Here is a 20,328-nt window from a genome sequence, read left to right on the forward strand (position 1 = left end):
GTTTATTAGTGTTTTTTTATTTTTAAAACTTTTACATCCATAATAATAGGCGAGTCTGGAGCAATTTTTTGTGTATCACCATAACCTCCATAAGCTAAAAACGAAGGTAATAATAATTTAGCAGTTTCACCTTCAGGAATTAATTGCAAACCAGCTTGTAAACCTCTCACAATATCAGCTTTTCCTAAAATTATTTTCTGAACTTTATTATCGTTAAACGAATATAAAATATTGTTTTCGAGATCAGTTACTTGATATTCAAATTCGATGTAGTCTCCATTATTTGCTGTAGAAGCTGTTCGTTGACCACTATTTGAAATCCAAAAGCCCGAACTCGTTTTAACAAATTTTAGGTCAGATGTTTTCATATAATCATCAAACCATTGTAATTCTTCTTGATGCAATAATTTTCCACGTTCTTGCGAACGTTTCATAAAATCGTCATTGGAATATGAAACGGGATATTGTATGACTTTTTGATCACAACTCATTAACGCAAAAACAGCGAAAGTGAATAAAATAACTTTTTTCATTAGATAACGATACTAGCTAATTTTTCTTGATATTCTGGTAAAAGGGATTGGAAATAAGCAATTGTTTCTTCCATATTCATATCCGAACGACCTCCAGAAGCATTCATATGACCGCCGCCATTGAAATGTTTGCGAGAGAATTCATTCACATCAAAATCACCTTTCGAACGTAACGAAATTTTAATGAAATTATGATGTGTGTCTTCAATAAAAATTACAGAAAAGATAAAATTTTCTACACTCAAACCATAATTTACAAAACCTTCTGTATCTCCTTTTTGAAAACCATTTGCTAGTAAATCTTCACGTTTTAAAAACATGAAAGCTGTTCGATATTCTGGTAAAAAAGTTAGATTATTTAGAGTTAATGATAATAACTTTAATCGTCCTTGTGTTTGTGAATCGTTTACATAAGAAGTAACTTTATCTACTTCTACACCTTTATCAATTAACTCTGCTACAATTCTATGCGTATCTGCCGATGTATTACGAAAACGGAATCCGCCTGTATCCGTCATTATTCCAGTATAAATACATTCAGCAATGCCTTTATCAATTTTATCTAAATCATTCATCGCTTCGATAAAATTATAAACCATTTGACAAGTCGCAGGCATTTCGATATCCGAATACATAAAATCAAATGTATCTGGTTCGCGGTGATGATCGATTAATATTTTTGGAGCTTTCGAACGTTCAACCCAGTTTCCTAAGTCATCAATTCGTTTTACAGTATTGAAATCTAAGATAAAAATCAACTCAGCTTGATGTATAATTGCTTCAGAAACTTTTGGTCGGTAATCTGCAATTACAATATCTTTTGCTGAAGGCATCCATTTTAGGAACTTCGGAAAATCGTTTGGTGAAACAATGTTACACGTATGTCCCAATTTATTCAAATAATGAAACATCGCCAATGTAGAACCTATCGCATCTCCATCAGGATTTTTGTGCGGTATAATTGCAATTTTCTTTGGGGTTGATTTTAACAGAGCTTTTAGCTCTTCGAAATTTGTCATTTGCATAGTTGCAAAGATAAACAAACAAGTGATATTGTAAATTGCTTTGAACAAGAAAACCTCCAAATTTGGAGGTTTTCTTGTTTTTATGAAATATTTATAATTTATAAATCTCTTTTTTTGATAATTAATAAGGATAAACCAAGAAATAAAATGATGTAGAAAACATTTGCAGCAAAATATTCCCATTGTACATGATCCGCAACAAATAATTTTCCTTCCATAATTGCTTTTTGTATATCTACAGAAGGATAATCAATTATTTTTCCGTTCGAGTTAAGTGGTAAATAATTAGTTAAGATTTTAATTTCATTAGGATTTTTTGGAGGATTTTTACCAAAACGAACTAAAAATTCAACAACTTTAGCAACAGATTCTATAATATTCAAAACAATTAAAGATAAAATCGCAAAAGCACTTTTCTTTAATAGGAATGATAAAAACATGGCGAATACAATATAAGCGAAGATTTCGACGAAATATCCTCCTAAGAATTCGATTCCGTTTACAAAATCAAACTTTTCGCTAAAAATAGAACCTAATGCAAAAACTAAAACGCCAACTAAAAGTGTAGAAATCAAAGTTATCACAACGTTCATCAAAACTTTTGTGTTTAAAAATTCAGTTTTAGATAAACCATCAATTGTATTTTGCTTGAAAGTTCCGAAAGAGTATTCGTTTGTAATATTATTAATAACAATAATAGCTAAAAAGAATTTTCCAAAACCAATTAACCACGTAATATTATGCCAAATTATAGGAAACTCTAATGCTCCCAATTTGATTAAATCAACTTCAATTTCATTCATATTTGGTTTGAAATTCGGTAACGTAATTCCCATTAACAGAATCATCACAAAATATAAAATGATGAAAATTCGCGTTCCTTTATTGTAGAATAATTTATTCCATTCTATGCTAAATAATCTTTTCATGTTAGTTCTGTTTTTGGATTAGTTGGAAAAATTGTTGTTCTAAAGATTCTTTACGTTTTACTAAATGATTCACGATAATTCCTTGTTCATAAAGCATTTTGTTAATTTCTGCTGGATCTTTCTCTTCTGATAAAACAGCAAAAAGTTTGTTGTTTTCTTTGGTAACTTTTGAAACGAATGAGAACGTTTTTAGTGTATATTCCAAACTTTCCATATTTTGCGCAGCAACTTCTATACTTCCAAAACTTGAATTCATTTGATCTACAGAACCCGCATAAAGCATTTTTCCTTGATTCAGAACCACTACATGCGAACATACTTTTTCGACTTCGTCTAATAAATGACTTGCTAGAATAATTGTAGTTCCTTGTTGAGCAATTTTAATAATCAATTCACGAATCTGAATAATTCCTTGTGGATCTAAACCATTAGTAGGTTCGTCTAAAATCAGCACTTCAGGATCATTTAATAACGCAGCCGCAATTGCCAAACGTTGTTTCATTCCCAACGAATATTGTTGAAATTTATCTTTTTTACGAGAAAGTAATCCAACTAATTCAAGTTTTTCGTCAATTTTTCCATAATTAACTTCTTTAATATCAGCAACAATTTCAAGATTTTTTTCTGCTGATAAATAAGGATAGAATTTTGGGCTTTCGATAATTGCACCAATTTTTTTTAATGAATCGTTATCTGGTTCTTGATCAAACCATTTCCACGAACCCGCTGTAGGATTGATTACATTAAGAATCATTCCTAATGTTGTCGATTTTCCACTTCCGTTTGGACCAAGTAATCCATAAACGTTTCCTTTTTCTACCGAAAAAGTGACATTGTTGACCGCTGTAAAACTGCCAAATTTTTTAGTAAGTTGATTAATTTCAAGAACTTTATTCATAGTAGTTGAATTTGTTTTCTTTATATGTAGAGTTTTTTGTTAATTTGTTACAATTTAGAATTAATTTAAATAACATGAGAACGATACTTTATACCTTATTAATTGTACTAACAATTCAGGCTAAAGCGCAAAACGGAAAAACTTATCAAATTTATAATCAACAAGAAAAGAAAGTTGATTTTGATAAAATGATTAAAGAATTAGCAAAATATGATGTTGTTTTATTTGGTGAACATCATAATAATGCGGTAAATCATTGGTTGCAATTGCAAACGACAAAAGAATTGTATAAGATAAAAGGAAAACAACTGATTCTTGGAGCAGAAATGTTCGAGCGTCATCAACAAAATGATTTAACGAATTATTTGAAAAGCAAAACGACGGATGATGAGTTTCAAAAGAGTACAAAGCTTTGGAATAATTACAAAACAGATTACAAACCGCTTGTTGATTTTGCGAAAGAAAAGAATTTAGATTTTGTAGCAACTAATGTAACGCGCAAATATGCTTCGTATGTCGCTAAGAATGGACTTGAAGCTTTGGATACAGTTCCAAATAATGAGAAAGCCTTTATTGCGAAACTTCCTATTACCATAGATTATGATGCACCTGGTTATCCTGAGATGATTAAAATGATGGGAGATCATGCTGGAGTGAAGGCAAAACAGTTTGTTGCAGCACAAGCTACAAAGGATGCAACAATGGCAGAATCAATTTTGAATAATTTGAAGAAAAATAATCTATTCATTCATTACAATGGTGATTATCATTCTAAAAATTATGGCGGAATTTATTGGTATTTGAAATATTTTCGACCTGAGCTCAAAATCGCCGTAATTGAAATTCTAGAAAGTGAAGATTTAAATGAAAAATTATCTGTAATTAAATCTAAAAACGAAAATGTTACTACGACAGAATTTATTATAGTATTTCCTAAGGATTCGCCTAAAACCTACTAATTTTACTTATAAGCAGAAAGTTTTATTGATTATTTTTCATATTTTGCATTTTAAAAAATAAAGCAAACAATTAAATACAACTATGGACAGAAGAAATTTTATTAAATCGACTGCTGCAGCATCTACGGTAGCATTAGTATCACCAGATTCATTATTTGATTTTTCATCAAAAATTGATAAGGTGAAAGTAGGAATTGTTGGCTGTGGAATGAGAGGGCAGGTACATTTAGATGAGTTATTAAAAAGAAATGATGTAGAAGTTGTTGGGATCGCTGAACCAGATCAACGAATGATTGATCGTTCAAACAAAATTTTTGCAAAACATAATAAAAAACCTGTAGAGTATTTTAAAGGTTTAGATGGATATAAAAAATTATATAAGAATAAAGAAATGCATGCTGTAATTATAGCTACGCCATGGGAATTTCACGCTGAGCAAACAATTGCAGCAATGAATGCGGGTAAAATTGTAGGTTTAGAAGTGTGTGGAGCGATGAATTTACAAGAATGTTGGGATTACGTAGATACATACGAAAAAACGAAAGTTCCTGTATTCATGATGGTGAATGTTTGTTACCGTCGCGATGTTATGGCTGTAATGAATATGGTTCGTAAAGGAATGCTTGGTCAAATTGTTCATGGACAAGGTGGTTACCAACACGATTTAAGAAATGTATTATTTAATGATGGTAAACAACCTTATGGTGGTGGAGTTGAATTTGGAGACAAAGGTTTCTCTGAAGCTGCTTGGCGTACAAATCATTATGTAAAACGTAATGCAGAATTATATCCAACGCATGGTTTAGGACCAATCGGTACAATGATGGATGTTAACCGTGGAAATAGAATTACACATTTAACTTCTATGGCTTCTCAACAAGCTGGTTTAACTGATTATATCGTGAAGAATGGAGGTGTAGATCATCCAAATGCAAAAGTTAAATTCAAACAAGGAGATATCGTTCAAACAATGTTAAAATGTGAAAACGGAGAAACAATCTTATTAACGCACGATACATCTTTACAGCGTCCATATAACTTAGGTTTCCGTATTCAAGGAACTGATGGTATTTGGCAAGATATCGGTTCAGGAGGATTTAGTCAAGGTTTCATTTATTTCGAAGATGAAATGAAACATTCTCACAAATGGGCAAGTTCAGAAGATCATTTAAAAACTTACGATCATCCATATTGGAAAAAATACGAAACTCAGGCAGAAGGTGCTGGGCACGGAGGAATGGATTTCTTCTTAATGAATGATTTTATCGAATGTATTAAAGCAAACAAAGAATTCCCATTCGATGTATATGATTTAGCAACTTGGTATGCAGTAACACCATTAAGTGAAAAATCTATCGAAGGAAATGGTACTTCTCAAGAAATGCCAGACTTTACAAGAGGAAAATATAAAACAAGAAAACCAGTTTTTGGTACAGAAGATTATGGATTCTAAAACCTTATCATTAGTCATTTTAGCAGGTGGAATGGGAAGCCGCTACAAAGGACAAAAACAAATTGATCCAATTGGACCAAGTAAAGAAACGTTGATGGAATATTCAATTTTCGATGCTTTTTCTTGCGGAATAAAACATTTTGTATTCATTATTAATGAACAATTTAATGCAGAAACTAAAAAATATTTTCAAAATTTAATTGAAAAAAATGGAGGTAAAGTAGAATTTGTTCTTCAAACGACGTATACATCTGTTCCGAGAGGAATTTATGATACAATAGAAAAACGTGAAAAACCTTGGGGAACTGGACATGCGTTAATGATTACAAAAAATCATTTAAACAATCCATTTATTGTAATTAATGCAGATGATTTTTATGGTCGTAAAGCATTTGAAAAAGCAAGTGAATTGGTTCAAAACGAAAAAATCACTGCAAATACTTATGGTATGGTTGCGTACAAATTGGCCAATACGATTAGCGAAAATGGTTCTGTTTCTCGCGGAGTATGTACTGTAACTAACGGTCATTTGGAGAATGTTGTAGAACGTACAAATATCTATTCTAACGAAAATGGAGAAATTGTTTTCGAAGAAGATGATAACGTTTTACCATTAGATGGAGATACGGCTGTATCGATGAATTTCTTTGTTTTACATCCTTCTATTTTCAGAAAATTAGAAGATAAATTTGAGGAATTTCTTCACGAAAATGCTTCTCAATTGAAAGCAGAATTTTTCTTGCCGAAAGTTGTAAATGATATGATCAAAGAAGATCAATTGGAAGTGATTGTAGAAAAATCGGATGACAATTGGTTCGGAATGACTTATCCAGAAGATAGAGAAGTTGTAGTAAATTCTATTCACAATTTAATCAATGATCAAAAATATCCAAATTCTCTTTGGACATAAAATATAATGGAGAAAATATTAAAACATTATTTCGAAAATATAGATCAAGTTAGTATTAATCCAATCAGTTCTGGTTGGATTAATTCTACTTATGAAGTTGAGTATGAAGGAAAAAAATATATTTTACAAAAAATAAACACGCACGTTTTTCCTCAACCAGAAGTAATTTCGAACAATATTGACATCATTTCTCGCCATCTAAAAGCAAAGAATTATCAAAATTCGGTAATCGAAATTGTAAAAGATTTGCAAGGAAATTTATTAGCAAAAGAAGATAGAGAAACTTGGAGAATGACTTCTTTTATTCCAAATTCTATTTGTTTTGAGAAAGTGGAATCTGCGGAACAAGCGTATGAAGCGGCGAAAACAATTAGTGAATTTCATTCGTATTTGTTAGATGTTAATGTTGATGAAATTTATCCTTCGATTGTCGGGTTTTTAGATTATCATAAACGTGTAAATGATTTCAAAAATGCATTGAAAAATGCTTCAACAGAGCGTTTAGAAGAAACGAAAGAAGAAGTTGCTTATATTTTGGATAATCTGTATCAAGTTGAAAAGTATTTAGAAATAGATTTCCCAAAGCGTGTCGTTCATGCTGATGCTAAAATCAGTAATTTCTTATTTAATAATGATAATCATTCGCAAGCAATCGCTGTGATAGACTGGGATACAATAATGCCAGGGAATATTTTGTGCGATTTTGGAGATATGATTCGTACATACGCAAACCTGAAAGCTGAAGACGATCCTAATCCTGAAAAATTGTTTGAACCTGATTATTATAAAGCGGTTAAAAATGGGTTTTTAGAACATTTAAAATATGATTTACAACCAATAGAGATCGAAAATATGGATTTTGTTGCGTATATTGTGATTTATATTCAGGCGGTTAGATTTTTGGCAGATTATTTAGAAAACGATATTTATTATTCGATTTCTTATCCAAAACAAAATCTAAATCGTACGATTAATCAAATCAATTTATTAAAAGCATTAACAAAATTTCATGAAGAAAATTCGGTTCGAAAAATATAAACCTACAGATTTTAATAACTTTTTTAAACTTGTTCAGGACGACGAAGTGATGAAATATATCTCTGGAAAAGGTTTGAATGAAGAGCAAGCAAATCACAAATTTACATCAATCTTAGAAAAAGGTAGCGTTAACGAAAACCTTGGTTTTTTTAAGGTTTATGACGAAAACGACACACTTTTAGGTGATTGTAAATTGGTGTATAACAAACATATCGAAAATTCACTTGAAATAGGTTATTTATTGAAAAAAGAATTTTGGAGAAAAGGTTTTGGATCAATGATTTGCGAACATTTATTAGCAGAATCAAAAGAAAAATTTCCTGATTTGCAAGTAATGGCTGTCATCGATCCTGATAATGTTGCTTCAAGAAAGTTGTTAGAAAAGTTTAATTTTGAATCGTATTGGAAAGGCATCGAAAATGATTTGCCTACAGAAAAATTGCTTTTAAAAGAGAAATGATACGAGTAAAAGATGTCGCTTTGGCGATGGAAGAAATAGCGCCTTTGGCGTATGCAGAGGATTTTGACAATGTTGGATTGCTAGTTGGTGATTACAATAATGAGGTAACAGAGATCTTGGTAACGTTGGACACAACACCAGAAGTTGTGGAAGAAGCGATTGAGAAAAATTGTAATTTGATTGTGAGTTTTCATCCAATTATTTTTTCTGGTTTAAAGAAATTGAACGGAAAAAATTATGTTGAAAAAGCTGTGATGACAGCAATCAAAAATGGAATTAATATTTATGCAACGCATACAGCTTTAGATAATTCGAAAGTTGGAGTTAATTTCAAAATTTCTGAACAATTAGCTTTATTGAATACGAAAATTCTTATTCCAAAATTGCAAACTATCAAACAATTAATTACCTATGTACCAACAGAACATGCTGAGCAATTGAAATTTGCGTTGTATGAAGCGGGTGCAGGAAAAATTGGGAATTATGATTCGTGTGGTTTTGCGATAGAAGGCGAAGGAAATTATCGACCAACTGCTGGTGCAAATCCGTTTATTGGCGAAATAGGGAAATTGGAAGCAGTAAACGAAACGCGAATAGAGGTTATTGTTCCGCAACATTTGGAAGGTGATGTGATGAATGCTTTGTTCAAAAATCATCCGTACGAAGAAGTTGCTTATTCTGTTATTTCGTTGAATAATCAAAATAATTATATTGGAATTGGAATGATTGGAGAGTTGGAAAATGAAATGGAAGAACTCAATTTTTTCAATTATCTAAAAACTCAAATGAATACACCCGTTATTCGTCACTCGAAATTATTAAACAAAAAAATAAAGAAGGTTGCTGTACTTGGAGGTTCTGGCGCATTTGGAATAAAAAATGCAATTTCGGCTGGAGCGGACATTTATATCACGGCTGATTTGAAATATCACGATTTTTTTACAGCTGAAAATAAGCTTGTTTTGGCAGATATTGGACATTTTGAATCGGAACAGTTTACAAAAAACTTAATAACTTCGTATCTTAAAGAAAAATTTACTAATTTTGTGGTCTTTAATTCTGGAATTAATACCAATCCTGTTAATTATTGTTAACTATGTCTGAAACAAAAAATATCAAAGAACTAAGCGTAGAAGAAAAACTTCGCGCGTTATACGACTTGCAATTAATTGATTCACGTTTAGATGAAATCAGAAACACAAGAGGTGAATTACCTTTAGAAGTTGAAGATTTGAGCGACGATGTTGCACAATTAGAAACGAGAATCCAAAAAATAGTTGACGAAACTAAAGGTTTGGATGAAGAAATTAAATTGAAGAAAGAAGCAATCAAAAATGCTGAAGCTTTAATTAAAAAATACACGAAACAACAAGATAACGTACGAAACAATAGAGAATTTGATGCTTTAGCGAAAGAAGTAGAGTATCAAGGTTTGGAAATTGAGTTATCTGAGAAACGTATTCGTGAGTTTACAGTTAAAATTTCTCAAAAAAATGCACAAGTTGAAGAATTTAATGCAAAATTAAACTCAATGAAAGAGCATTTATCTCACAAACAAGCTGAGTTGGATACAATTGTAAAAGATACAGAAAAAGAAGAAAGTAATTTATTGAAATTATCTTCTGAATATTCTGCTAAAATCGAACAAAGATTATTAGACGCTTACAGCCGTATCAGAAATTCTGTGAAAAATGGTTTAGCTGTTGTTCCTGTACAACGTGGAGCTTCTGCGGGATCTTTCTTTACAATTCCACCACAAAGACAAATGGATATCGCTCAACGTAAAAAAATTATCGCTGACGAACATTCAGGACGTATCTTAGTTGATTTGGAATTAGCTTTAGAAGAGCAAGAAAAAATGGAAATCATTATCAAAGGATAATTTTCTTTGTTAAAAAATATTTTATTTAATATCAAAGTGTTACACGATTGTGTAACACTTTTTTTATGCTAAAACTAGTTGTTGTTATTTTTTAGCACGCTATTTGTAATACTGGCAATATAATTAGTTTGAAAATTTAGAAATTATGAAAAAAATTATATTTTTAGCAATGTTAGCTGTCTCGTCTATCTCATTAACATCTTGTGTGAATAATGATGATGGCTATTATGAACCTGAAATTGTTAATGTTGGACAAATCAATTATGATGGTGTATCATTTCCGCTTCGAAATGCAGTTGTTGCAGATATAAAAAAGGCTGATGGCGGATTTTATTATAGTGTAGAATTATCTACAAATCCAGTTCCTAAGAATGGTAAATTAAATGGAGCTTATTTGTATTTAGAAATTTTCCAAAGAGGTGATTTAAGTTTTAATGGATCTTACGTAACAGAAAATAATGATAGAGGATTGGATTATATCGAATATTATGAAGATCCTATAATGCAAAATTATGTGCCAGTTCTTAATTCTGGAACGTTTGCTTTGTTAGATACAGATTTTTCTTCTGGATCTATTAATCTAAAAAATTATTTTGACCCTTATAACAGAAGTTTATTATCTACAAACTTTGCATTGAGAGTTTCGAATGGTAAAACATTGACTGGTGATTTTGATGGATTATTTGATTTTATCCAATTATACAGCAAATCTGCTAAAGATGCTGTAAGTGCAAAATCTGCATCAACAGAAAGAGTAAAAACAGGAGTGAGAACACCTTCTGCAAGAAAATAAAATTTCAATTCATAGATACAAAAAACTCCGCTAAATATTTAGCGGAGTTTTTTATTGATATACTTTTTTGATTAAGCTTCTACTTCTTTATCACGATTCTTTGGAAAACGGCGATAACCTTTCAAATTAAATCTAAAATCTTTTTTCGTTGGACGAACAATAATACGTAATGATGAATCATTTGTAAAATAATTTTGAGCCCAATTAAAGAAAATAGCCAGTTTGTTGCGAACAGTCAAGATTAACATTAAGTGTAAGAACATCCATGTAAACCATGCCAAACGTCCAGAGAAAGAGAATTTAGGTAAGTCAACAACAGCTTTATGTTTTCCTATTGTAGCCATAGATCCTGGATCTTGATATTCAAATAAAGTTAATTTATCTTCTGATAAACCTTGTCCAATTTTATTGAAATTTTTGGCTAAATTCATAGCTTGATCCCCAGCAACACGTGCTAATTGAGGATGTCCATGAGGATATTTAGGTGTTTCCATACAAGAAATGTCACCAATAGCATATATGTTATCAGTTCCAATAATTTTACTTGTACGATCTACCTTAAAACGGTTACCTCTTTGTAACTCTTCTTGAGACACAGCTCCTTCAGGAATATTTCCTGTAACACCAGCAGACCAAATTAAATTTTTTGTTTTGATTGTGCGTCCGTCAGCTAAGGAAATAGTTTTTCCATCATAATCTGTAACTCGTCCTTCTGTCCAAATATGCACTCCCATATTTGTCAAATATTCGTGAGACTTTTTATGAGCTAAATCAGACATAGGTCCTAATAAATTAGGACTTCCTTCAATCAAATAAATATTCAATTTAGAGAAATCTAAATCTGGATAATCTTTTGGTAGAATGTGTTTTTTCATATGTGCAATTGCACCAGAAAGTTCTACTCCAGTTGGTCCACCACCAACAACAACAATGTTCAAAATTTCTTCTAATTCTTCTTCTGACTCAGCAGAATAAGCACTTTCAAAATTTGTTAACAATCTGTTTTTTAGCGTTAAAGCTTCGTTTGTGGATTTCATTGGGAATGATAATTCCTCAATTTGCTTATTACCAAAGAAATTTGTGGTACATCCCATGGCAATAACCAAATAATCGTAAGAAAAATCTCCGATTGTGGTTTCAACAATATTAGCTTCTTTTTTTATAGCTGTTACTTCAGCTAATCGTACGCTGACATTTTTACTTCCTTGAAATACTTTTCGTATAGGAAACGAAATATCACTAGCGTTTATTCCTGCTGTAGCAACTTGATAAAAAAGAGGTTGAAATTGATGATAGTTATAACGGTCAATAAGTGTAACAGAAAAGTGTGGGTTATTATTTAATTTACGGGCTAATTTAAGTCCGGCAAATCCAGCACCTAAAATGACAATCTTTTTCTTTTCCAAAATTCACTTTTTTGTAAAATTACGAACAAACTAAGAAACAATGAAAGATTTATTAAAAATTATTCTGAACCTTAGATATTTACTATGATATCGGATTGATTATTAGATTTTTTTAAATTTATGTTTTTTGTCAGTTTTAAATAAATTGTTAAAATTATTTGTGATTTCATGTATTTCTAAGCTTTTTTAATTTTGTTGAAAGATTAGAATTTAAACAATTTTTAAGCTGAATCGTTTTAAGAAATCAATCAAATTCACGAATTTTATTCCAAATTAATTAAGTCAAAAAAACAAGTAATGAGCAAATTATTTGAATCAATCAGTATAAATGAATCTATTTCATTAAAAAATAGAATTATTATGTCGCCAATGTGCCAATATTCTTCGGAAGATGGTTTTCCAAATGATTGGCATTTTCAACATTATGTTTCGCGTGCAGTTGGCAATGTTTCGGCGATTATACAAGAAGCTACCGCTGTTATTGCAGATGGTCGAATTTCGTATGGCGATTTAGGAATTTGGAAAGATGAACATATCGAAGTGTATCAAAAATTAACTTCCGAAATTAAAAAATACAATTGTGTTCCTGGGATTCAGTTAGCGCATGCAGGAAGAAAAGCAAGTACAGAAAAGCCTTGGTTGGGACACCATCAAATAAAATCTGACGAAAAAAATGGTTGGAAAACAGTTTCGAGTTCTAATTTACCTTTTAATGAATCGGATGAAATTCCACATCAATTAACAATTTCTGAAATTAAAGATGTTGTAAAAGAATGGGGAAAAGCAACTGAACGCGCGATAAAAGCTGGTTTTGAAATTTTAGAAATTCATGGTGCGCATGGATATTTGGTTCATCAATTTTTGTCGCCTTTAATCAATAATCGAACAGATGAATATGGTGGAAGTTTCGAGAATAGAATTCGTTTTGTGTTGGAAATTGTTGCTGAAATGCAAAAATATATTACAACTCAATCGCTTTGGGTTCGTTTGTCAGCTTCGGATTGGGCAGAAAATGGTTGGAATTTAGAAGAAACAATAGAATTGTGTAAGATTTTAAAACAAAATGGAGTAGAAGTGATTGATGTTTCGTCTGGAGGAGGTGTGAGTCATCAAAAGATTGATGTCAAAAAAAATTATCAAGTTCCATTCGCAAATGAAATTAAAAACCAAGTCGAAATCATTACTGGAGCTGTTGGATTAATTTTTGAGCCAAAACAAGCCGAAGAAATTCTTCAAAATGAAGAAGCAGATTTAATCTTTTTAGGAAGAGAATTATTACGCGATCCATATTTTGCATTACGTGCTGCAAAAGAGTTAGAAGAAGATATAAAGTGGTTGCCACAATATGAAAGAGCAAAAAATAATCATTACGCATAAATTATGTTAGCATTAAAAAAAATCCATCATATTGCAATCATTTGTTCGGATTATCAAAAATCAAAACATTTTTACACAGAAATTTTAGGATTCGAAATTGTGCAAGAAGTTTACCGAAAAGAACGTGATTCTTATAAATTAGATTTAGCTTTGCAAAATTATTACTGCATCGAATTATTTTCTTTTCCTAATCCACCAAAACGTGTTTCTCGACCAGAAGCTTCTGGATTGAGACATATTGCTTTTGCTGTGGAAAATATAGAAAATGAAGTAGAAAAATTAACGCAGTTGAATGTGATGGTAGAGCCAATTCGTGTGGATGAATACACGCAAAAGAAGTTTACTTTTTTTGAAGATCCCGACGGTTTGCCGATAGAATTATACGAAGAATAGAAGAATAAATGGTAAAAAAGAGTTTACTTGCCTTAGCAATGGGAGGTTTAGCCATCGGAATGACGGAATTTTCGATGATGGGAGTTTTAGAAGATTTTGCAAAAGATTTGAATATTTCAATTCCAACAGCAGGGAATTTTATATCAATGTATGCAATGGGCGTAATGGTTGGAGCTCCAACATTGATCATGGCTACAAGTAAATATTCGCCTAAAAAAGTATTAATCTTTTTTATGTTATTGTTTACCATTTTTAACTCACTTTTTGTTATCGCACCAAGTTATAATACCTTATTAATTGCTCGTTTTATGTCTGGTTTACCTCATGGAGCATTCTTCGGTGTAGGATCTGTTGTGGCAGCACAATTAGCAACAAAAGGAAAAGAAGCGCAAGCTATTTCGATTATGTTTGCGGGATTAACGTTTGCGAATTTAGTCGGAGTTCCATTAGGGACGAAATTAGGACAAGTTTTTTCGTGGCGATTAACGTTTGGGATTATTGCAAGTTTAGGATTAATCACAATGTTAGCGATTTCGCTTTGGGTTCCAAATCTTAAAAATACAAACAAAGGAAGTTTAGTAGAGCAATTAAGTTTCTTCAAAAAATGGGAAGCTTGGGTATTAATTGTGATGATTTCTATCGGAACTTCAGGATTATTTGCGTGGATAAGTTACATTTCTCCATTAATGACAAATGTGGCAGATTTACCCAAAACAAAAGTTCCAATTATTATGACCTTGATTGGTCTAGGAATGTTTGTAGGTAATTTTATAGGTGGAAAATTGGCAGATACCATGTCGCCAAATAAAGCTGCAATTATCTCATTTGCTTCGATGGCGATTTGTTTAGTGATTGTTTATTTCACTTCTCACATACAAATAATGGCTTATATTATGTCGTTTATTACGGGATTAATTGCGTTTACAATTGGTTCGCCAATTCAAATGATGTTGATTAATAACGGAAAAGGATCCGAAACTTTAGCCGCAGCAGCTGGTCAAGCAAGTTTTAATATCGGAAATGCTTTAGGTGCATTTTTAGGAGGAATTCCGATTGCAATGGGGTTAGGATTTAATTCGCAATTGTGGGTTGGCTTTATTATGGCTTCGGTAGGATCAATAATTGCAGCAATCTTTTTACAATTAAAATCGAAAAGAGTTTAAAAATATTACTTCAATCATAATCAAAGGATGTTCTACGGAGCATCCTTTTTTAGTTTATATTTGTAACAAATTAAACTCAAATGAATCATTACAAAGCTCTTATTATAGATGATGAACACTTTGCTCAACAAGGGTTAAAGAAAATTATTCAACATGCTTTGCCAGATTTTTTTGTTTCCATTGATACTGCAAATTCTGTAAAAGAAGGCGTTGAAAAAATTAAGGAAAATCAACCAGATATCGTTTTTTTGGATATTCACATGCCAGAGGAATTTGGGTTTAAATTATTTGATTATTTCGATGATATTACGTTTGATGTCATTTTCACAACAGCTCATTCAGACTATATTTTAGAAGCTGTAAATCAATGGGGATGTTTGGGTTATTTGATGAAACCTATTTCAATTTCTGATCTTAAAGTATTATTGAATCGTTTTGTAGAGCGTCAAAATCAAACAAAAATAACGAAAGAGATTATTAATATTGCAGATGATTTTGAAGATGAAGTAGAAACTGATAATCTGAAAGACGTTTTCAAAAATGAGCATGGAATTATATTTATTCCATCTATAACAGAGGTTTTGGTACTGAAAATTGAAAATATTATTTACTGTAAAGCAGATGATAGTTATTGTACAATTTTTACTGAAAAAGAGGCGTACATGGTAACTAAAACGCTGAAAGAGGTAGAAAATTTAATTGATCAAACCAATTTTTTCCGTGTCAATAGATCGTATTTGGTTAATATTAATTTTGCTAAAAAATTTGATAAACGAAACAATTTATTGATTCTGAATTGTCATCCAAAAGATGGTGAATCAAATCTTCCTGTAACTTCTTTGGGGTATAAAATTTTATCGAATGTGGTTGCGTAACTTCATTTTTTTACTTGTTTTATTTCATTGCTCTCATCAACTTTCTGCGCAATATGTTCTGACAAAACAATACACGTACGAAAATGGCTTGCCTGCCAATGAGATTTTGAGTGTTTACAAAGATTCTCGTAAAATCTTGTGGGTTGGAACTCGTTTTGGCGTATTTGTGAAAGACATGGACAATTTCAAAATGATGAAACGCTTCGAGAAAGTACAATACAATAATGTTTGGACAATAATAGAAGATAAGCAATATAATGTTTGGTTCGGAAGTTACGGACAAGGGATATTGAAATTTACTGGTCAACGTTTTGAACAAATTAATACAGCGAAAGGATTAGTTTCGGATCGTGTTCGAAATTTATTTTATTTAGATGATTTAATATATGTTGCTGCGCAAGGTGGCGTTTCGATTATTGATACAAAATCAAAGAAAATTTATAATCCTTCTTTTGAAAAAAATAACAATATTGTGTTCGAAGCGGTATCTTTTTTCGAATATCAAAACAAGGTTTATGTTGCAACAATAGATCATGGTGTTTATGAAGTTCATCGCGATAAGTTGAAGTTGGTCAATCCTTTCAATCGAATTAATTATAGTTTTTTGAATAATAATGATTTGTATTTGTCATCTTCTAAAGGTCTTAATATCATTTCGATAAACGATTTTTTGAATAAAAAATTGAATTTTAAAACCTACGATTTTCCAGTTTTTAGAAATCACAACATTTCAGATAAACGTCATTCTCTTTTATTAGCTGGTTACGAAACGGGTGCAGGAAATGGAATGGTTGCCGAATTAAAGGACAATAAAATAACAGATCAAACAGAAAATTTTAAAATCACTTCGGATTATCCATATCGAGTTTTTAGTAGTAAAACGGATGATTTAATTTATGTTGGAAGTGCTGATAAAGGACTTTTTGAAGTTCATTTTAATCATTTTTTAGATTTTTCAACGATTGATAATAAAAGAGTCATTGAAATTCTAAAAGTTGCGAATACACAATATTTTTTAACACCAGAAGGACTTTATTTTCAAGAGAATAATGTATTCAATAAGCAGATAAAGAGAAATGCTTTTTATCAATATATGCTTCGAAATAAGTCAAAATTCAAAGATTTTTTAAGTCAATCAAATAAAGATTTTTATGAAATTGATTTTGATTTGAAAGAAAAAAATCTTCGTTTTTATAAAATGATTATTCGTCATAATTCGTTTATTATAGCAACTAATTTAGGACTTTTCGAGTTAGATTTTAATGGAGAATTCAAAGATTATTTACCTAATCGAACAAGTCAATTTACATATTTTAATAATCAATTTATTCAGACAAATCCTTTTGGAGGAATTTTGGTTTTTGATGATCTGAATAATCTAAAATATCACGCATATTCAGCTACGCAAGCGAATGTTCCGAAAGATGTTGTTTCGATTTGTCAAAATAAAAAAGCTGTATTTTTTGGTTCTTCTTTGGATGGATTATTCAAGTATGAAAATGGAAATTTTATTTCTTATTTGCAAAATAATCAGTTTAATGAATCTAAAATTAAAATGATAAAATGCGTTGGAGATAATCAGTTGTTGGTTGCAACAGAATTTGCGAAAGTCTATATTTTAGAGGTAAAAGGAGATGAATTAATCACAAAAAAAGTAATCAATATTCGTGAAATTGGCGGGGAAAATATCAGTTCAATTGACATTTTTGGGAACTCAATTCTGATTGGAACCAATCGTAATTTACTCGTTTTCAATAATGGTAAAACATATATGATTGGTAATGAACAAGGTTTTGTAAATAAGGATATACATTCGTCTATTTTTGACGGAAAAACGGCTACAATTGGTGTTGAAAATGGATATTATAAGTTAAATCTTGAGAATTTATTAAAGCAAAAAAATCAGTCGAAAGAGATTATAATTACAAGTTTTAAAATTAATGATCAATCTTTTGGAATAGATAAATTTATGTGGTTTGATTTGATTGATAAAGATTTGAATTTAAAGAATAATGAGAATAATATTACATTAAATTTTGCTGTGGTTGATGCTAATTTTGCTCAAAGTTATAAGTACAGATATCGTGTAAATCCTGATGAAAAGTGGAACGAGTATTTTTATAACCCATCTATTTATTTGCGGAATATACCATATGGTAAATATCGTGTTCAATTAGAAATAACGGATACAAGCAATGGACAAAAACAAATTATTGATTTGGTTTCGTTGAATGTTGACGAACCTTTTTACTTGAATATTTATTTTATTTTGTTGTCAGTCTTAACTTTAGGATTGATTATTTATCGTTATAATACAAATAAAATCAAGACGTTAAATAAATTTAATCAATTAAAAATTAGTCAATTAAATGAAAAAAATACTCAAGAAAATCAACGTTTGCAATTAGAGCGGCAATTAACCGAAACGAAGTTAACAGCTTTACAATCGCAAATGAATCCGCATTTTATTTTCAATGTGCTGAATTCTATTCAGTTTTATATTTTGGATAATGATATTGATAATGCGTTAAATTCGTTGGGACGTTTTTCTCACTTGATTCGTCAGATGTTAAATCTTTCAACAAAAGATGAAATTAGTTTGAAAGACGAAATTGATTTTTTGAAATTATATGTTGAAGTTGAGAATTTTAGATGGAAAAATAAAATAGAATTTGATGTTCAAATTGATAGTCAATTGGATATTTATCGCATCAAAATTCCTCCAATGTTGATTCAACCAATTATCGAAAATTCTTTTGTTCACGCATTTGATCAAAATCATTTACAACCGATTATCAAATTGATTATTCGTGTAAAAATTGATTATTTAGAAATAATCATTGAAGATAATGGAAAGGGAAATACAACACAAATTACGCAAAATAAAACTCACGATTCGAAAGCACTTAAGATAGTTAATGAGCGTTTACAATTGCTTAATCGTAATATTGAAGAAAATATTTTTATAAATTTTCATGAAAAAGGAACAAAAGTTCGAATGATTTTGAAAGTTGATTAAAATTTCACCTGAATAAATTCACAATTCACCTTGCTGAAACGTGAATTAACGAAATCTGAACTCTATTTTAATGATAGATATTATTCAGTATATATATTTGTTGTATCGATTTCAAACTAAGTATTAAACTTTGATGCTTTGTTTTCTAAACCTATGAAGACACCATAAAAGTATCTTAAAAGTTACATTTTTCGACGTGTGAGTCAAAAAATTTTACAACAAGAAGCTACTGCAAAGTAGCTTTTTTTTATCTTTATCCCCATGAAAAATGTACAATTAGGAAATACAGATTTAGAAATAAAACCAATTTTTTTCGGAGGAAATGTTTTTGGTTGGACATTGAATGAAGAAGAATCTTTTCGAATTTTAGATGGATTTTTGGACAGAGGATTTAATGCGATAGACACTGCAAATAACTATTCGTATTGGGTGGAAGGTAATGTTGGAACAGAGTCTGAACGAATTATCGGAAATTGGTTAAAATCGAGAGGAGTGAGAGATCAAATTGTTTTGGCAACGAAAGTTGGTGGACGAAATATGATTCAAGATAAGCCAAATACTACAAAAGCTCATATCTTAAAAGAAGTAGAAGAATCACTTATCCGTTTACAAACAGATTATATCGACTTGTATCAAACTCATTATGATGATGTAAATACACCTGTAGAAGAAACTTTATCCGTTTATAATCAATTGATAAAAGAAGGAAAAGTGAGATTTATAGGAGCTTCTAATTTTTCTTCGGAGCGATTGATTGAATCGTTGGATAAATCAGAACTTTATAATTTGCCGCAATACAAAACCTTGCAACCTGAATATAATTTGTATGATCGTCAGCATTTTGAAGAATTTTTGCAACCTGTTGCTGAGAAATATAATTTAGCTGTTATCCCTTATTACAGTTTAGCGAGTGGTTTTTTATCAGGTAAATATAAAACTGAAGAAGATTTACAACAAAGTTTGCGCGGTAATGGAATCAAAAAGTATTTGAATGAAAGAGGATTCAAAATTTTGGACGCTTTACAAACTATTTCTACACGATATAATATTTCTTATTCGGCAGTTGCATTGGCTTGGTTAATGGATCAGAAAACTGTTGTAGCTCCCATTGCGAGTGCAACTAAGGAACAACATCTTGATGCTTTTGTAGAAGGTGTAAATGTGCAATTATCTCATGATGATGTTAAACTTTTGACTGAAGCAAGCGAATATTAG

The 20,328-nt window shown here is 30.7% G+C and carries 19 protein-coding genes; 14 read left to right on the forward strand and 5 right to left on the reverse strand.

Annotated elements, in window-relative coordinates; genetic code table 11:
- Positions 1 to 5: 5 nt before the first annotated feature.
- From B3578_RS12465 to B3578_RS12480, 4 genes are all read right to left on the reverse strand, one after another.
- Positions 6 to 533 (reverse strand): FKBP-type peptidyl-prolyl cis-trans isomerase, encoded by a 528-nt coding sequence (locus tag B3578_RS12465; protein WP_115000909.1) that lies wholly within the window; start codon positions 531 to 533, stop codon positions 6 to 8.
- Positions 533 to 1,558: a DHH family phosphoesterase gene (locus tag B3578_RS12470; protein ID WP_125349263.1), complete on the reverse strand. Its 1,026-nt coding sequence runs from the start codon at positions 1,556 to 1,558 to the stop codon at positions 533 to 535. The genes B3578_RS12465 and B3578_RS12470 overlap by 1 nt, the downstream gene beginning before the upstream one ends.
- 98 nt (positions 1,559 to 1,656) lie before the next feature.
- Complete coding sequence (locus tag B3578_RS12475) at positions 1,657 to 2,487, reverse strand: ABC transporter permease (protein ID WP_221856259.1); 831 nt, start codon at positions 2,485 to 2,487, stop codon at positions 1,657 to 1,659.
- 1 nt (position 2,488) lies between these two features.
- A complete protein-coding gene (locus B3578_RS12480) occupies positions 2,489 to 3,385 on the reverse strand; it encodes an ABC transporter ATP-binding protein (RefSeq protein ID WP_221856261.1) in 897 nt (298 codons plus the stop codon).
- A gap of 74 nt (positions 3,386 to 3,459) precedes the next feature.
- Here B3578_RS12480 and B3578_RS12485 point away from each other — a divergent pair, with 74 nt between their 5' ends.
- The 8 genes from B3578_RS12485 to B3578_RS12520 all read left to right on the forward strand — a co-directional run bounded on the left by B3578_RS12485 (position 3,460) and on the right by B3578_RS12520 (position 10,880).
- Positions 3,460 to 4,344 (forward strand): ChaN family lipoprotein, encoded by an 885-nt coding sequence (locus B3578_RS12485; protein WP_221856264.1) that lies wholly within the window; start codon positions 3,460 to 3,462, stop codon positions 4,342 to 4,344.
- 82 nt (positions 4,345 to 4,426) lie between these two features.
- Positions 4,427 to 5,797 (forward strand): Gfo/Idh/MocA family protein, encoded by a 1,371-nt coding sequence (locus B3578_RS12490; protein WP_291049148.1) that lies wholly within the window; start codon positions 4,427 to 4,429, stop codon positions 5,795 to 5,797.
- Positions 5,772 to 6,707, forward strand: a complete 936-nt coding sequence (locus B3578_RS12495; RefSeq protein WP_260392464.1) for a nucleotidyltransferase family protein — start codon at positions 5,772 to 5,774, stop codon at positions 6,705 to 6,707. Before B3578_RS12490 ends, B3578_RS12495 begins: the two co-directional genes overlap by 26 nt.
- A gap of 6 nt (positions 6,708 to 6,713) precedes the next feature.
- Complete coding sequence (locus B3578_RS12500; protein WP_115000898.1) at positions 6,714 to 7,745, forward strand: phosphotransferase enzyme family protein; 1,032 nt, start codon at positions 6,714 to 6,716, stop codon at positions 7,743 to 7,745.
- The gene (locus B3578_RS12505; protein ID WP_115000896.1) at positions 7,717 to 8,205 is read left to right on the forward strand and encodes a GNAT family N-acetyltransferase; all 489 of its coding nucleotides are present in this window, start codon (positions 7,717 to 7,719) and stop codon (positions 8,203 to 8,205) included. Before B3578_RS12500 ends, B3578_RS12505 begins: the two co-directional genes overlap by 29 nt.
- Complete coding sequence (locus tag B3578_RS12510; RefSeq protein WP_414646267.1) at positions 8,202 to 9,299, forward strand: Nif3-like dinuclear metal center hexameric protein; 1,098 nt, start codon at positions 8,202 to 8,204, stop codon at positions 9,297 to 9,299. Before B3578_RS12505 ends, B3578_RS12510 begins: the two co-directional genes overlap by 4 nt.
- A 2-nt stretch (positions 9,300 to 9,301) precedes the next feature.
- Complete coding sequence (locus B3578_RS12515; RefSeq protein ID WP_115000894.1) at positions 9,302 to 10,087, forward strand: zinc ribbon domain-containing protein; 786 nt, start codon at positions 9,302 to 9,304, stop codon at positions 10,085 to 10,087.
- Positions 10,088 to 10,232: 145 nt separating this feature from the next.
- Complete coding sequence (locus tag B3578_RS12520; protein ID WP_125349271.1) at positions 10,233 to 10,880, forward strand: hypothetical protein; 648 nt, start codon at positions 10,233 to 10,235, stop codon at positions 10,878 to 10,880.
- Between the two features lie 71 nt (positions 10,881 to 10,951).
- Here B3578_RS12520 and B3578_RS12525 read toward each other — a convergent pair whose 3' ends face one another.
- The gene (locus B3578_RS12525; protein WP_286495204.1) at positions 10,952 to 12,286 is read right to left on the reverse strand and encodes an NAD(P)/FAD-dependent oxidoreductase; all 1,335 of its coding nucleotides are present in this window, start codon (positions 12,284 to 12,286) and stop codon (positions 10,952 to 10,954) included.
- 297 nt (positions 12,287 to 12,583) lie between these two features.
- Here B3578_RS12525 and B3578_RS12530 point away from each other — a divergent pair, with 297 nt between their 5' ends.
- From B3578_RS12530 to B3578_RS12555, 6 genes are all read left to right on the forward strand, one after another.
- Positions 12,584 to 13,663, forward strand: coding sequence for an NADH:flavin oxidoreductase/NADH oxidase (locus B3578_RS12530; RefSeq protein ID WP_291049159.1), 1,080 nt, complete (start codon positions 12,584 to 12,586; stop codon positions 13,661 to 13,663).
- 3 nt (positions 13,664 to 13,666) lie between these two features.
- Positions 13,667 to 14,056, forward strand: a complete 390-nt coding sequence (locus B3578_RS12535; protein WP_125349274.1) for a VOC family protein — start codon at positions 13,667 to 13,669, stop codon at positions 14,054 to 14,056.
- Positions 14,057 to 14,064: 8 nt separating this feature from the next.
- On the forward strand, positions 14,065 to 15,219 hold the full coding sequence (locus B3578_RS12540; RefSeq protein ID WP_286495202.1) for an MFS transporter: 1,155 nt from the start codon (positions 14,065 to 14,067) through the stop codon (positions 15,217 to 15,219).
- Between the two features lie 80 nt (positions 15,220 to 15,299).
- The gene (locus B3578_RS12545) at positions 15,300 to 16,094 is read left to right on the forward strand and encodes a LytR/AlgR family response regulator transcription factor (protein WP_221856275.1); all 795 of its coding nucleotides are present in this window, start codon (positions 15,300 to 15,302) and stop codon (positions 16,092 to 16,094) included.
- The gene (locus B3578_RS12550; RefSeq protein ID WP_286495201.1) at positions 16,081 to 19,113 is read left to right on the forward strand and encodes a sensor histidine kinase; all 3,033 of its coding nucleotides are present in this window, start codon (positions 16,081 to 16,083) and stop codon (positions 19,111 to 19,113) included. Before B3578_RS12545 ends, B3578_RS12550 begins: the two co-directional genes overlap by 14 nt.
- A 261-nt stretch (positions 19,114 to 19,374) precedes the next feature.
- A complete protein-coding gene (locus B3578_RS12555) occupies positions 19,375 to 20,328 on the forward strand; it encodes an aldo/keto reductase (protein ID WP_286495199.1) in 954 nt (317 codons plus the stop codon).

It is taken from the genome of Empedobacter sp. UBA1574, from assembly GCF_002322895.1.
Taxonomy (GTDB): Bacteria; Bacteroidota; Bacteroidia; order Flavobacteriales; family Weeksellaceae; genus Empedobacter; species Empedobacter falsenii_B.

What these genes read in the sequence shown, in the direction of transcription:
- B3578_RS12465 (WP_115000909.1), bottom strand. Translation starts at nt 533, where the DNA reads ATGAAAAAAGTTATTTTATTCACTTTCGCTGTTTTTGCGTTAATGAGT.
- B3578_RS12470 (WP_125349263.1), bottom strand. Translation starts at nt 1,558, where the DNA reads ATGCAAATGACAAATTTCGAAGAGCTAAAAGCTCTGTTAAAATCAACC.
- B3578_RS12475 (WP_221856259.1), bottom strand. Translation starts at nt 2,487, where the DNA reads ATGAAAAGATTATTTAGCATAGAATGGAATAAATTATTCTACAATAAA.
- B3578_RS12480 (WP_221856261.1), bottom strand. Translation starts at nt 3,385, where the DNA reads ATGAATAAAGTTCTTGAAATTAATCAACTTACTAAAAAATTTGGCAGT.
- B3578_RS12485 (WP_221856264.1), top strand. Translation starts at nt 3,460, where the DNA reads ATGAGAACGATACTTTATACCTTATTAATTGTACTAACAATTCAGGCT.
- B3578_RS12490 (WP_291049148.1), top strand. Translation starts at nt 4,427, where the DNA reads ATGGACAGAAGAAATTTTATTAAATCGACTGCTGCAGCATCTACGGTA.
- B3578_RS12500 (WP_115000898.1), top strand. Translation starts at nt 6,714, where the DNA reads ATGGAGAAAATATTAAAACATTATTTCGAAAATATAGATCAAGTTAGT.
- B3578_RS12505 (WP_115000896.1), top strand. Translation starts at nt 7,717, where the DNA reads ATGAAGAAAATTCGGTTCGAAAAATATAAACCTACAGATTTTAATAAC.
- B3578_RS12510 (WP_414646267.1), top strand. Translation starts at nt 8,202, where the DNA reads ATGATACGAGTAAAAGATGTCGCTTTGGCGATGGAAGAAATAGCGCCT.
- B3578_RS12515 (WP_115000894.1), top strand. Translation starts at nt 9,302, where the DNA reads ATGTCTGAAACAAAAAATATCAAAGAACTAAGCGTAGAAGAAAAACTT.
- B3578_RS12520 (WP_125349271.1), top strand. Translation starts at nt 10,233, where the DNA reads ATGAAAAAAATTATATTTTTAGCAATGTTAGCTGTCTCGTCTATCTCA.
- B3578_RS12530 (WP_291049159.1), top strand. Translation starts at nt 12,584, where the DNA reads ATGAGCAAATTATTTGAATCAATCAGTATAAATGAATCTATTTCATTA.
- B3578_RS12535 (WP_125349274.1), top strand. Translation starts at nt 13,667, where the DNA reads ATGTTAGCATTAAAAAAAATCCATCATATTGCAATCATTTGTTCGGAT.
- B3578_RS12540 (WP_286495202.1), top strand. Translation starts at nt 14,065, where the DNA reads ATGGTAAAAAAGAGTTTACTTGCCTTAGCAATGGGAGGTTTAGCCATC.
- B3578_RS12545 (WP_221856275.1), top strand. Translation starts at nt 15,300, where the DNA reads ATGAATCATTACAAAGCTCTTATTATAGATGATGAACACTTTGCTCAA.
- B3578_RS12550 (WP_286495201.1), top strand. Translation starts at nt 16,081, where the DNA reads ATGTGGTTGCGTAACTTCATTTTTTTACTTGTTTTATTTCATTGCTCT.
- B3578_RS12555 (WP_286495199.1), top strand. Translation starts at nt 19,375, where the DNA reads ATGAAAAATGTACAATTAGGAAATACAGATTTAGAAATAAAACCAATT.